Below are 11,999 nucleotides of genomic sequence, written 5' to 3'. Positions count from 1 at the left end.
GTTCGCCCTCGCCCGCACGACACGAATCCGCCTATACTATCGTCATGCCCATCCGCCAGCTTTCCGAAACGATGATCAACCAGATCGCCGCCGGCGAAGTCATCGAGCGTCCGGCGAGCGTGGTCAAGGAACTGGTCGAGAACGCGCTCGATGCCGGTGCAAGCAAGGTAGAGGTCGTCACAGCGGGCGGCGGGCTGAACCTGATCCGAGTCACCGATGACGGCTTCGGCATTCCCGAACAGGAACTGGCGCTGGCCATCGCGCGCCATTGCACCTCCAAGCTCGCCGAGGATATCCATGACATCCGTTCGCTCGGCTTTCGCGGCGAAGCATTGCCGTCGATCGGCTCGGTGTCGCGACTGTCGATCCGCTCGCGCACCGCTTCGGGCGACAGCGCCGCCGAGATCGGCATCGACGGCGGCCGCGTCCTGCCGGTCAAGCCGGCGGCCGCCAATCGAGGCACCACGGTCGAGGTGCGCGACCTGTTCTTCGCCACGCCGGCGCGGCTGAAATTCATGAAAGGCGAACGCGCCGAGAGCTCGGCCATCAGCGACATCGTCAAGCGCATCGCCATCGCCTTCCCCACGGTGCGTTTCACGCTGGCCGGATCCGACCGCACGACGCTGGACCTGCCGGCGGCCGAGGACAGCGCGGACGGCAGCCTGCGTCGTGTCGCGCAGGTGATGGGCGCCGACTTTCCCGACAATTCCATTGCCATCGACGCGATGCGCGAAGGCGTGCATCTGACCGGCCATGTGTCGATCCCGTCCTTCACCCGCGCCAACGCGCTGCAGCAATATGCCTATGTCAATGGCAGGCCGGTGCGCGACAAGCTGATCGCCGGCGCCATTCGCGGCGCATTCGCCGATGTCCTGCCGCGCGACCGCCACGCCGTGACCGTGCTGTTTCTTTCGCTCGACCCGGCCATCGTCGACGTCAATGTCCATCCGGCCAAGGCCGATGTCCGCTTCCGTGATCCGGGTCTCGTGCGCGGGCTGATCGTCGGCGCAATCCGGCAGGCGTTGGCCGAGGCCGGCATCCGCTCCGCCACCACGGGTGCAGCCGGCATGATGGCTGCGTTCCGTCCGGGCGCCGCATCTTATGATCACGGTGGCCCGACAAATGGCCATCGCAGCTACGAAGCGGCTTTCCATGCGTCCGGCCCCACGGGCTTCGACCCTTCGCGCTCGCCGCAGCGGCCGCTCGACATGCAATTCGCAGGCGCAGGCTTTGAACGCGGCAACGCAAGAACCGGCGGCTTCGGCGAGAGCGACCAGGCGGCATTCGATGCCGGCCCGCTCGCCAGCGCCGATGCGCGTGCGGGGCAGAATGAGGCAACCGAGACGCTGCTCGGCGCGGTGCTGGGTGCGGCACGCGCCCAGGTGCACGAGAACTACATCGTCGCCCAGACCAGGGATTCACTCGTCATCGTCGACCAGCACGCGGCGCATGAACGGCTGGTTTACGAGGCGCTGAAGAACGCCCTCCACTCGCGGCCGGTGCCCTCGCAGATGCTGCTTCTGCCCGAGATCATCGACCTGCCGGAAGAGGACGCCGAGCGCCTCGCCATGCATTCCGAAACACTCGCCCGCTTCGGCCTCGGCATCGAGCGTTTCGGCCCGGGCGCGGTTGCCGTTCGCGAGACGCCGTCGATGCTGGGCGAAACCAATGTCGGTCAACTGGTGCGCGACCTCGCCGACGAAATCGCCGACAACGATACGGTCGAGACACTCAAGGAACGGCTGGACACGATCGCGGCCACCATGGCCTGCCACGGCTCGGTGCGCTCCGGCCGGCTGCTCAAGGCCGAGGAGATGAACGCGCTGCTGCGCCAGATGGAGGCGACGCCCGGCTCGGGCACCTGCAACCACGGCCGGCCGACCTATATCGAACTCAAGCTGGCGGACATCGAGCGGCTGTTCGGGCGGCGGTGAACCGGTTTCAACGGCCCAGTCCTCACTTGCTCTGCTGATATTTCCTTGTTCGTGAATTGAAGACGTAATCGACCGCGGTTCCGGCGCCGCCGCCTCGAAAATTCACGGAAATAATGTCCTTGCCTCGCTCCACCCATTTCTCGACGTTCATGTAGATGGTCGTCATCAGCATGCCGGCACTGCAAGCGTCGTCATCGGCGAAGGCAATTTCCTGGACAACCTTGCGGCTGCTCTTTTTGATGACCTGCATTTTTTCCATGCAAAGGCCGGCGCTGGTATTCGTGTAAACTCCCGAGAACCTGTCGGTGGCTGTCTGCGCCCAGAACGGAATCTCGACGGTGCCGTCGATCTTTCCCTCGCCGGTGTCATCCAGGCTCGCAATTTTCTTGAGGGTGACGGGATATCTATCCGTGCCCTTGCTCCAGCTTCCTGTCGCAACGCCTTCATTGAGGTCAAGGGAGAACGGGCACCTCGTGGTGTCGACAGGGGGTCTCGGTCCCTGCACCATTATCCGATAAAGCTCCTTATCGTCTGTAATCTCGCACAGTACGAACCTGGTACCGCTGACGATGCCATACAGCGCAATCGGGATTTGCTTCGCGTCGTAGAAGTAGCTTCCATCGACCCTTGGCGCGCTGCCCAAGCTGTCATATGTCTGTATGGAGAAATGGATAGGAGACGACCCGAGGAAACCCTCGTAGTTTTCCACGTGATACCAACCCGCAACGGCTTTTGCGTTGAGCAGCAACAAGCAAACGACCGTTGAGATAAAACGTCTTCCCATCCCAACCTCGCTGCGCTCCGCGATGACAATCCGCCAAGACCACGTGACGGTTGCCTTGCGTTGGGGCGGCCGTCAACTGGCGATGAAATCCGCGGTTCTTGATACGAGTCAGGGAAAGACCGCAACCTTTTGATTTAGCGTTTCAAATTCACCACGATAACGCCGCCGAGCGCCAGCGCGCCGCCGAGGATGCCGAGCAGCGTCGGCACTTCGCCCAGCCAGAAGAAGCCGATCAGCGCCGACATCGGCGAGACCAGGTACAAGAAGTTCGAAGCACGCGCCGCGGGCAGGCGCGACAGCGCGGTCGCCCAGGCCGCATAGGCGATCAGGCTTGGCACGATGCCGAGATAGATGACGGCGCCGAGGCCGGCGGTGTTGGCGACGGCGGCTTGCTGGAGAGCGGCGGGCAGGAAGGGCGCCAGGCAGAGCGCGCCGAGCACCATGTTGGACGCCGCGATGGTCAGCGGATGATGGTGGGCAAACAGCGGCTTCTGGACGATGGTGTTGACGGCCGAGCAGAGTGCCGAGCCGAGCACCAGCAGCGCGCCGGCATTGAAATGCAGGCCATGCCCGTCGGCGATGGCAATGATGCCGATGCCGGCGAAGGAAATGACCGTACCGATCCAGGCTATGCCGGAGAAACGCTCGCCAAGCAGCGCCATCGCCATGATGGCGGTGAAGATAGGGCTGACATTGATGATGAAGCCGGCGGCTCCAGCCGAGACGGTCAGTTCGCCGAAATTGAGCATCGCGGTGTAGAGCGCGACGAAGATGGCGCCGCCGAAGGCGAGGCGCCACAAATCACCGATCCGGGGCAGTGCCGGGCGCTTGACGGCAAGGTAGATCGCCGCCGGCACGGCGGCGATAGCAAAGCGCAGGGCGCCAAGCTCCAGCGGCTGGAAGGTGGCGAGTCCGGCACGGATCGCCGGGAAGGCGGAAGCCCAGCCGATCACCGTCAGCGCCACGGCGATGGCGGCCGTGGTGTCCATCCGCTGTGTCGAATTCAACGTGCCTGTCGTCGTGCTCATCTCTGTGCCCTCGGAATCTTCGAGTTTCGAGAGCAGAAAACGCCTTTCCGGGTCGATTGACAAACGACCAAATCGAGGGTCACCTGTGAGCATGGATCACAGCTCGAACACTATGCTGCCGCTGGAGACATTGCGCGCCTTCGACGCCGCGGCGCGCACGGGAAGCTTTTCGGCCGCCGCCGAAAAGCTCAACCTTACCCATGGCGCCGTCAGCCGGCAGATCGCCAAGCTCGAGGACTGGCTTGGTCTGAAGGTGTTCGAACGTGGCGCGCGCGGCGTGACGCTGACCAACGAAGGCAATCGCCTGCATCTCAGGACCACCGAAGCTTTCGCCCTGATCTCGGTCGATTCGGACCGCTGGGTGGAGCCGCGTGGCACCGCGGTGGTGCGTCTGGCCTCCATTCCATCGGTGAGCGGCCTATGGCTGATGCCGCGCATGGCAACGCTGGAAAACGACCCTACCCGCCTGCGCATCGTGCTCGACGTCGACAACCGTCAGGCCGATCTCGCCGACGAAGGCATCGATCTTTCGGTCCGCTGCGGTCGCGGCCGCATCCCGGGCCGCGTCTCGGTGCAACTGTTCGAGGAACATCTCTTCCCGATCGCCTCGCCAGACCTTGCACGGGAGATCGGCGGTGGTGACCCGGCCCGGCTGCTCAAATTCCCGCTGATCAACGATTCCGACGCGTCGGGCTGGCGTGCCTGGTTCGCCGCGCAGGACGTGGACTACCGGCCGCGCCCGCAGGACCGCCGCTTTGAGGACTACAATCTGGTACTCGATGCAGCAGCCCATGGCCTCGGCATCGCGCTGGCCCGGCCGCCGCTCACCGAGCACCAGATAGAATCGGGGCGCCTCGTCGCCGTCGACGATCGCACCACGCTCAATCCGGTTTCCTACTGGCTGGATCGTCCGGTCGGCCGGCCGCGCGCGGCCGCCGCCGATCTCGCCAGGCGCATTGCCGAACAGGCCGGGCTTGCTTCGGCAAGGCTGGAAGCTTTCCTGCAGGATGACGATTAGGCTCGAAGGCATCCGGCCATCGCCGGCCCGCTTTCAGGACATATGTACTTCAGTGCAATTCCCCAGGGGAAAATGCGTGGCGGCTCCCTGTCGGAAATCGCGTGAACCCTGCCTAACGGAACAGCAAGAGCACGATCATGGTGGTCACGGCCGAGACGATGGCCGTCACGATCGATATGGTCCACAGCGACAACGGAGCTGGCTCGGATCGTGGCGCATGGCCAGCCGGACGGATGGAGGCGCCGCGCGGTTGCGGCGCGTTGGCATTGGCCGCGACCAGGACCGCCGCGGAAGCGACGGCCGGCGAAAATGTGGACAGGGCCGGCGCCAGTTTGGGTGTGCTGTCGGTGGCCGTTGTCTGCGACGGCGCGAAGCCGCGCGAAGCCTGATCGGTATCCGCCCCTGCCCCACCCGCCGAGGCTCGGGCCGGTGCATGGTGGACGGCGTCAGGTTCCATGACGGCCCGGTAAGCATCCTCGATCTCGGAGGACGACAGGCGTTGCGAGGTTTGAGCGGCCGGTCGCGGCAGCGAACTCTGCAGCACCTGGGTGGCGAACTGCGCCGATTGCACCATAGCGGGCGCCGGCGGCTGGACGAGCTCCTTGACCAGCGCCGCGGTCGCCGGATCGGCCTTGGGCGAAGGAACCGGCTGGGGCGTGAGCGCTTCTTTCAGCAAAGACGGCACGCTTGCATTGGCGATGTCCATGGCGCTTCCTGACAACCATTGTGCCATAGGGCAATATTACATGAGCATTGCGCCAAGCTTGACCTTGCCGACGATTTATGGCGATTGAATCCCGATGAACTCAAGTGCCATTGCATGATGAACCGTTTCGAAGGCCCCGGCGGCAAGGAAGCCCGCATCCGCTACCTCGATGGCGATTTCCAGGTCACCAGCCCCGGCTCGTTCGTGCGCTGCGCGGTGACGGGCGAAAACATCCCATTGGACGAGCTGAAATATTGGAGCGTCGCCAGGCAGGAGCCTTATGTGAACGCCACTGCCTCGCTGCGCCGCGAAATCGAGATGCACCCGGAGTTGCGCAAACGGGGCTAGCCTTTCAGCTTGCGCTGCCGCCAGGCATCGAGCGTCTCCTCGATGATGCGTTCGGGCACGTGATCAAGCTCGAACACGGTGTCGATTTCCAGCACGTCAAGACGGTCGAGAAAATCCCGCGGGGCGCCGTGGCGCAACCGGGCGGCGTCCTTGGCGGTGGTGATCAGCCCTAGGCCTTCGGTCCGCGCCGTCGCGGCCAGTTCGGCGAGCTCGTCCTCCGCGTAGAAGTGATGATCCGGAAAGGGCCTGGACAGGATCACTTCGCCGCCGGCCTCGCGCACCGTGTCGAAGAACTTTTCGGGATGACCGATACCGGCAAAGGCCAGAAACCGCTTTCCAGCAAGCCCGGCCTTGCTGCTCGGCTCGGTGTGGGCCTCGAAGATCGGCCGGCCGGCACGCGCTGCCCGGCGGACCACGGCATCGGCAGCGGTGCCCTCGCCCATCTTGAGCAGCCCGCTGGTGAAGACCAGCTGGTCGACGATCTTGGCCCTGAGAGGACCGCCCGGGATGACGCGGCCATTGCCGATCCCGTAACGGGCATCGACGACGACCAGCGCATAATCGATATGGATGCGCGCGCTCTGGAAGCCGTCGTCCATGATCAGGAAATCGCAGCCGTGTTTTTCCAGCAGCAGCCGGGCGCCGGCGGCTCGATTGGGCGTCACCGCCACCGGAGCATGTTCGGCCAGCAGCAGCGGTTCGTCGCCGACATGTCTGGCGCTGTCATGGCTGATATCGACGACATGCGGCTCGGCAAAGGAGCCGCCATGGCCGCGCGACAGGAAACCGGGCTTCAGCTGCATGCGCCTGGCCTGTTGGGCGAGCGCGATCGCCACCGGCGTCTTGCCGGTGCCGCCAACGGTGAAATTGCCGACGCACAAAACCGGCGCGTCGATCTTCTCGCGCCGGGCCCTGCGCATGCCGCGGCCGGCGGCCAGCGCGTAGACGGTCGACAGCGGCGACAGCGCCAGGACCTTCCAGTCCGGCTCTTCCCACCAGAAGGGCGGTGCTTCGGTGGCCACGCTAACGCCCGTTCGCGCCTTTCAGGCGCGCCTTGACCACCAGCGGCTGGATATATGGTTCGAGCGATTTGAGCGTACGTGCCAGTGCGCCGCGCATCTCGTCGACGGTCGCGATCCCCGCCGCCATCATCTCGTGGCGCGCCACTTCGTTGGTCAGGAGGAAATTGACGGCGCCAGCCAGCATGTCGCGGTCGCGCACCAGCTTGGCGCCGCCGCTGTCGAGCAGGCGCTGATAGGCCTCGCGAAAATTCTGCACGTTGCGCCCGGCCAAAACGGCGGTGTCGAGCATGGCCGGCTCGAGCGGATTCTGGCCGCCTTCGGAGGTCAGCGAGCGGCCGACGAAAGCGATTTCGGTCAAGCGGAGGTACAAGCCCATTTCGCCGATCGTATCGCCAAGCAGGATATCCGTGTCGGGTCCGATACGGTCGCCCTTGCTGCGCCGCGCGACCTTCAGCCCCATGCCGGAAATCTGCGCGGCAAGGGCTTCGGCCCGATCGGGGTGACGCGGAACGACGATCGTCAAAAGGCCGTGGTGACGCTTGTGCAGCGTCGCGTGGACTTCCGCCGCGACCACTTCCTCGCCATCATGGGTCGAGATCGCCGCCCAGGTCGGCCGATCGCCGATCTGCCGCTGCAAAATGCCGAGCGCGCGATCGTCGACCGGAGGCGGGTTGGTGTCGACCTTGAGGTTGCCCGACACCGTGACCGGCCGGGCGCCGAGCGCGCGAAACCGCTCGCCGTCGACGTCGGACTGGGCAACGACATGGGCCAGATTCTCGAACAGCGCCTCGGCGATGTTGGCCCGCTTCTTCCACGACGTGAACGAGCGATCGGAGAGCCTGCCATTGACCAGCACCTGCGGCACGTGGCGAGCACCGAGTTCGAGGATGGTCATCGGCCAGATCTCGGATTCGGCGATGATCGCCAGATCCGGTTTCCAGTGATCGAGGAAGCGGCTGACCGCCGGCTTCAGATCGAGCGGCACATATTGGTGGATGATGCGGTCGCCGAGCCGCTCGTCGACGACCTGGGCGGAGGTTACCGTGCCGGTCGTCAGCACGATGTTGACGCCGTAGTCGAGGATGCTTTCGACCAGCGGCACGACGGCCAAGGTCTCGCCGACGCTCGCGGCATGGATCCAGATCACCGGCCCCTCGGGGCGCGGCCGGCCGGCGACGCCGTAGCGCTCGCGGCGGCGGTTGCGGTCTTCCTTGCCGCGCGAAGTGCGCCAGGCGACATAGGGTCCGACCAGCGGATAGGCGGCCGCGCCGGCAAATCGATATGCCGACAGCATGGTGCGGGCCCAGCGGCCGCTCATCGAGGACCGTCCACGAGACGGTAGGCCTCGGCGGTCGCGGCGTTGAGGGCGGCCGTCACTTCCAGGCGCTTGCGTTCCATTTCGGCGTCGTCGGCATCCGCCGCCACGAAGATCGGCGCGCCGATGGTCACGGCGGAGCGGCCGAAGGGCAGGTTGATGGTGGTCTTGTCCCAGCTCTTTTCCAGCACCTTGCGGCGGCTGGTGGCTATGGCGACGGGCAGGAGCGGCCGGCCGGAGAGGCGAGCCAGGAGAACGATGCCGAGCCCTGCATCGCGCGGGGTACCGTGGGGAATGTCTGCGATCATGGCAACGTTCTTGCCTGCGGTGAGCGACTTTTTGAGGGCGATCAGCGCCTTGGCCCCACCCTTGTCCAGATGCCTGGCATTGTCACGCCCACCCGAACCGCGCACCGCCTCGATGCCGAACTTCTCCAGCATCAGCGCGTTGAGTTCGGCATCAGCGCTGCGCGACACCATGGCAACCAGGGGTTTGCGCTTGGGGTAATAGGCCGGTGTCAAAAGATGCTGGCCATGCCACAGAGCAATGATACCCGGCTCGAACTCGGCGTAGGCGCCGCCCGAAAAGCGCGCCGATCCGGCGACCAGGGGGCTGGTCAGGCGAACCAGCCGCACGAACTGCGCGAGCAGGCTGGCAATGGCGTTCTTGACGAATCGAGACTGCGCGAGCGGCTCGCGAATGCGGCGCCAGAAGGCTTTGGTCGTGCGGCTGCCGCCCCTGCCCGTGGGCGCGGCCTCGCTGGCTGGCTGTTTCGCCAGATCATGCTCCATCGAGGTCAACCGGCGGCCTTGCTATCAGGATCCAGCAGGCGGTGCAGATGAACGACGAAATAACGCATATGAGCATTGTCCACGCTGGCTTGCGCCTTGGCTTTCCACGCAGTGTGCGCGGATTGATAGTCGGGATAGACGCCGACGATGTCGAGCGCGTCGAGATCCCTGAACTCGGTACCGCCAAGCTTCTTGAGTTCGCCGCCGAACACCAGATGCAAAAGCTGTTTCTTTCCGTCTTCCGCGGCCATGTCGGTCCTTCACATATCGTGAGTTTGTGACAGGTCTAGACCAAAGCCGCCGACTTTGGAACCTTCGAAAACGCTTTCAGGCATCCAGCCCGGCGATGACATCGACAAGCACCGCCAGCAGGTCCCCGCTGCCGGCGGCGAGCGCGCCGTGGCGGATCACCTCGCCGGCGTAGAGCGGCGCGCGGCCATTCGGGTCGAGCAGTTGACCGCCCGCCTCGCGCAGGATGAGATCGGCGGCTGCGATGTCCCAGTCATGCGCGTTCGGCTTGACGAACGTTGCGTCGAGCGTCCCGTTGGCGATCATCGCCAGGCGGTAGGCGAGCGAGGGGATGTAGGGTGCCCGCTGCAGCCGCTGCTGCCAGGCGGCAGGCACCAGGTCGATCAACTGCTTCAATCCTGAAATTTCAGCCTTGTCCCCAGGCTTGCGCACCGCGATGCGCTTGTCGTTGCGGAAGGCGCCCTGAGCGGGCAGCGCCGAGTAGGTCTCATCCATCGCCGGACATTCGAGCACCCCGGCGAGCGTGCGGCCATTCTCGACGACGGCAACGCTGACGCACCATGTCCGCTGGCCTTCGAGGAAGCCGCGCGTGCCGTCGATCGGGTCGACAACGAAGGTGCGGCGCGCCGAAAGCCGTGCCGGATCGTCGGCCGTCTCTTCCGACAGCCAGCCATAATCCGGCCGTGCCGCAAGCAGCGTCTGGCGCAGATACGCATCGGCGGCATGATCAGCTTCGCTGACCGGCGAGGTGCCGCCCTTCATCCAGACCTGCGGATTGTTGCCGAAGTAGCGCATGGCGATAAGACCGGCCTCGCGGGCGGCGTCACGCAGCAGCGGCAAGTCCTGATCGGCACCGGCAGTGGTCAGGTCATGCTCCGGCAAGGGTCATGCCTTCTATCAGGAGCGTCGGGGCCGCGGTGCCGAAATTGCGGTCGAGGTCATTGGCCGGCACCATGTTGAGGAACATCGTCTTCAGGTTCGAGGCGATGGTGACTTCGGCGACCGGATAGGCGAGCGCGCCATTTTCGATCCAGAAGCCCGAGGCGCCGCGACTGTATTCGCCGGTGAGCATGTCCACGCCTTGGCCGAACACTTCGGTGACGTAGAAGCCGGTCTTGAGCGAGCCGATCAAATCCTCCGGCGAGCGCTCGCCCGCCTCGATGGCAAGGTTCGTCGACGACGGCGAGACGGAGGAGCCGCCGCGCGCGCCGCGACCGTTGGTGACAAGGCCGAGCTCCCGCGCCGCCGACGTCGACAGGAACCAGTGGTTGAGGACACCCTTTTCAATCATCAGGAGCCTCTCGCCCTCGACGCCTTCGCCATCGAATGGACGCGAGGCCTGGCCACGGCGCCGCAACGGCTCGTCGGTGACGGTGATGGCGGCAGCGGCCACCTGCTTGCCCATCATGTCGCGCAGGAACGAGGTTTTTCGCGCAACGGAAGCACCGTTGATGGCGCCGGCGATATGGCCGGCAATGCCGCGCGCGACGCGCGGGTCGAACACCACGTCGACCGGTCCGGTCGCCGCCTTGCGCGCGCCAAGACGACGCACGGCCCGTTCGCCGGCCATGCGGCCGATATCCTCGGGCGCGTCGAGATCGGCAAAATGCTGGCGCGAGGAGAATTCATAGTCGCGCTCCATGCCGGTGCCCTCGCCGGCAATGACGCTGGCCGAGCGCGAAAAGCGCGAGGCGACATACTGGCCGAGAAAACCGTGCGAGGTGGCCAGAACCATCCCGCCCAGCCCGGCGCTGGCATTGCTGCCGGACGAATTGGTCACGCCCTTGACGGCGAGAGCCGCCGCTTCGGCCGCAAGGGCCGCTTCCTTCAACTGGTCGGCCGACACTTCGGTCGCGTCGAACAGGTCCAGGTCGCGCGTCTGCCTGGCGAGCAGCGCAGGGTCGGCAAGACCTTGGTAGGGATCCTCGGGAGACACCTTGGCCATGGCAACGGCACGCTCGGCAAGCGCCTTCGGATCGGACGCGGCGGTGGCCGATACGCTGGCCACACGCTGGCCGACGAAGACCCGCAGCGAAACATCGTCGCCCTCGGATGCTTCGGTGTTTTCGACCTTGCCAAGCCGCACCGAAACACCGGTCGAGCGGCCACGCACCGCGACGGCGTCCGCGGCATCGGCGCCAGCGCGTTTGGCGGCCTCGACCAGGGCCGCGACGCGGTCCGTCAATTTCGCGGCGTCGAGCTTGTCGGTCATGCACTTGATCCTGTTTCTTCAGCCTGTCCGGAAGGCAGGTGCTGCCGCACCATCTATTGTTCCAATGCCGCTTGTGCAATGGCAGAAGGGCAATCAGGATGTCGCGACCAAATCGCCATCGAAGCGCCCGCCAGGAGCGGACGCCGCAGTTTTTGCCTATCTGGAGCCTTCGCCATGACGCCTTTCCATCTTGCCTTTCCGGTTCGTGATCTCGATGAAACGCGAACTTTCTATGGCGAGGTGCTGGGCTGCGCGATCGGCCGCTCGTCGGCGACCTGGGTCGATTTCGACCTTTATGGCCACCAGATGTCGGCGCATCTGCGGCCGCAGGCCGCGCAAGCCGCCAGTGACGGCAAGGTCGACGGCATTTTGGTGCCGATTCCGCATTTCGGCGCCGTGCTCTTAATGGATGACTGGCAGCGCCTGGCGACGCGGCTGGAAGCGCGCGACGACATAGACTGGCTGGAGCGGCCAATGGTCCGCTTCCAGGGCGAGCCCGGCGAACAGGCGACGCTGTTTATTCGCGACCCATCAGGCAACGCCCTGGAATTCAAGGGTTTTCGCTCACTGGAGCAGGTTTTCGCGCATTGAA

13 protein-coding genes are annotated in these 11,999 nt (G+C 65.1%); 4 read left to right on the top strand and 9 right to left on the bottom strand.

Annotated features, from left to right (window positions below; all coding sequences use genetic code 11):
- The first annotated feature begins 44 nt into the window (after positions 1-44).
- Positions 45-1,934, top strand: a complete 1,890-nt coding sequence (gene mutL, locus EN861_RS13435; protein WP_127278230.1) for a DNA mismatch repair endonuclease MutL — start codon at positions 45-47, stop codon at positions 1,932-1,934.
- A 22-nt stretch (positions 1,935-1,956) separates the two neighbouring features.
- Here mutL and EN861_RS13430 read toward each other — a convergent pair whose 3' ends face one another.
- Positions 1,957-2,718, bottom strand: coding sequence for a hypothetical protein (locus EN861_RS13430; RefSeq protein ID WP_127869687.1), 762 nt, complete (start codon positions 2,716-2,718; stop codon positions 1,957-1,959).
- Between the two features lie 134 nt (positions 2,719-2,852).
- On the bottom strand, positions 2,853-3,746 hold the full coding sequence (locus EN861_RS13420) for a DMT family transporter (protein ID WP_127869688.1): 894 nt from the start codon (positions 3,744-3,746) through the stop codon (positions 2,853-2,855).
- 91 nt (positions 3,747-3,837) lie between these two features.
- Here EN861_RS13420 and EN861_RS13415 point away from each other — a divergent pair, with 91 nt between their 5' ends.
- Entirely contained in the window at positions 3,838-4,764 is a 927-nt protein-coding gene (locus tag EN861_RS13415) for a LysR substrate-binding domain-containing protein (protein ID WP_127278227.1), read from the top strand.
- Positions 4,765-4,876: 112 nt separating this feature from the next.
- Here the strand turns inward: EN861_RS13415 and EN861_RS13410 are convergent, their stop codons facing one another.
- The gene (locus EN861_RS13410; protein WP_127278226.1) at positions 4,877-5,470 is read right to left on the bottom strand and encodes a hypothetical protein; all 594 of its coding nucleotides are present in this window, start codon (positions 5,468-5,470) and stop codon (positions 4,877-4,879) included.
- Positions 5,471-5,584: 114 nt separating this feature from the next.
- Here EN861_RS13410 and EN861_RS13405 point away from each other — a divergent pair, with 114 nt between their 5' ends.
- Positions 5,585-5,818, top strand: coding sequence for a DUF2093 domain-containing protein (locus EN861_RS13405; protein ID WP_127278225.1), 234 nt, complete (start codon positions 5,585-5,587; stop codon positions 5,816-5,818).
- Here EN861_RS13405 and lpxK read toward each other — a convergent pair.
- From lpxK to EN861_RS13375, 6 genes are all read right to left on the bottom strand, one after another.
- Positions 5,815-6,840, bottom strand: a complete 1,026-nt coding sequence (gene lpxK / locus EN861_RS13400) for a tetraacyldisaccharide 4'-kinase (protein ID WP_127869689.1) — start codon at positions 6,838-6,840, stop codon at positions 5,815-5,817. The genes EN861_RS13405 and lpxK overlap by 4 nt on opposite strands.
- 1 nt (position 6,841) lies before the next feature.
- Complete coding sequence (gene waaA / locus EN861_RS13395; RefSeq protein ID WP_127869690.1) at positions 6,842-8,158, bottom strand: lipid IV(A) 3-deoxy-D-manno-octulosonic acid transferase; 1,317 nt, start codon at positions 8,156-8,158, stop codon at positions 6,842-6,844.
- Positions 8,155-8,946, bottom strand: a complete 792-nt coding sequence (locus EN861_RS13390) for a lysophospholipid acyltransferase family protein (RefSeq protein ID WP_127280825.1) — start codon at positions 8,944-8,946, stop codon at positions 8,155-8,157. The genes waaA and EN861_RS13390 overlap by 4 nt, the downstream gene beginning before the upstream one ends.
- Positions 8,947-8,951: 5 nt before the next feature.
- A complete protein-coding gene (locus tag EN861_RS13385) occupies positions 8,952-9,197 on the bottom strand; it encodes a DUF4170 domain-containing protein (protein ID WP_015318348.1) in 246 nt (81 codons plus the stop codon).
- Positions 9,198-9,273: 76 nt separating this feature from the next.
- Positions 9,274-10,077 (bottom strand): 3'(2'),5'-bisphosphate nucleotidase CysQ, encoded by an 804-nt coding sequence (locus EN861_RS13380; protein ID WP_127280826.1) that lies wholly within the window; start codon positions 10,075-10,077, stop codon positions 9,274-9,276.
- Positions 10,064-11,407: a TldD/PmbA family protein gene (locus EN861_RS13375; RefSeq protein WP_127869691.1), complete on the bottom strand. Its 1,344-nt coding sequence runs from the start codon at positions 11,405-11,407 to the stop codon at positions 10,064-10,066. The genes EN861_RS13380 and EN861_RS13375 overlap by 14 nt, the downstream gene beginning before the upstream one ends.
- 174 nt (positions 11,408-11,581) lie before the next feature.
- Between EN861_RS13375 and EN861_RS13370 the strand changes: the two genes are divergently transcribed.
- Positions 11,582-11,998 (top strand): VOC family protein, encoded by a 417-nt coding sequence (locus EN861_RS13370; RefSeq protein ID WP_127276730.1) that lies wholly within the window; start codon positions 11,582-11,584, stop codon positions 11,996-11,998.
- Position 11,999: the final 1 nt, after the last annotated feature.

Source organism: Mesorhizobium sp. M8A.F.Ca.ET.218.01.1.1, assembly GCF_004791165.1.
In the GTDB taxonomy this organism is placed as follows: domain Bacteria; phylum Pseudomonadota; class Alphaproteobacteria; order Rhizobiales; family Rhizobiaceae; genus Mesorhizobium.
The sequence above is the reverse complement of the archived record's forward strand: the minus strand, read 5'-3'. Positions and strand labels throughout refer to the sequence as shown.

Coding starts and splice junctions, on each gene's coding strand:
- mutL (WP_127278230.1), top strand. CDS start 45: ATGCCCATCCGCCAGCTTTCCGAAACGATGATCAACCAGATCGCCGCC.
- EN861_RS13430 (WP_127869687.1), bottom strand. CDS start 2,718: ATGGGAAGACGTTTTATCTCAACGGTCGTTTGCTTGTTGCTGCTCAAC.
- EN861_RS13420 (WP_127869688.1), bottom strand. CDS start 3,746: ATGAGCACGACGACAGGCACGTTGAATTCGACACAGCGGATGGACACC.
- EN861_RS13415 (WP_127278227.1), top strand. CDS start 3,838: ATGGATCACAGCTCGAACACTATGCTGCCGCTGGAGACATTGCGCGCC.
- EN861_RS13410 (WP_127278226.1), bottom strand. CDS start 5,470: ATGGACATCGCCAATGCAAGCGTGCCGTCTTTGCTGAAAGAAGCGCTC.
- EN861_RS13405 (WP_127278225.1), top strand. CDS start 5,585: ATGATGAACCGTTTCGAAGGCCCCGGCGGCAAGGAAGCCCGCATCCGC.
- waaA (WP_127869690.1), bottom strand. CDS start 8,158: ATGAGCGGCCGCTGGGCCCGCACCATGCTGTCGGCATATCGATTTGCC.
- EN861_RS13390 (WP_127280825.1), bottom strand. CDS start 8,946: ATGGAGCATGATCTGGCGAAACAGCCAGCCAGCGAGGCCGCGCCCACG.
- EN861_RS13385 (WP_015318348.1), bottom strand. CDS start 9,197: ATGGCCGCGGAAGACGGAAAGAAACAGCTTTTGCATCTGGTGTTCGGC.
- EN861_RS13375 (WP_127869691.1), bottom strand. CDS start 11,407: ATGACCGACAAGCTCGACGCCGCGAAATTGACGGACCGCGTCGCGGCC.
- EN861_RS13370 (WP_127276730.1), top strand. CDS start 11,582: ATGACGCCTTTCCATCTTGCCTTTCCGGTTCGTGATCTCGATGAAACG.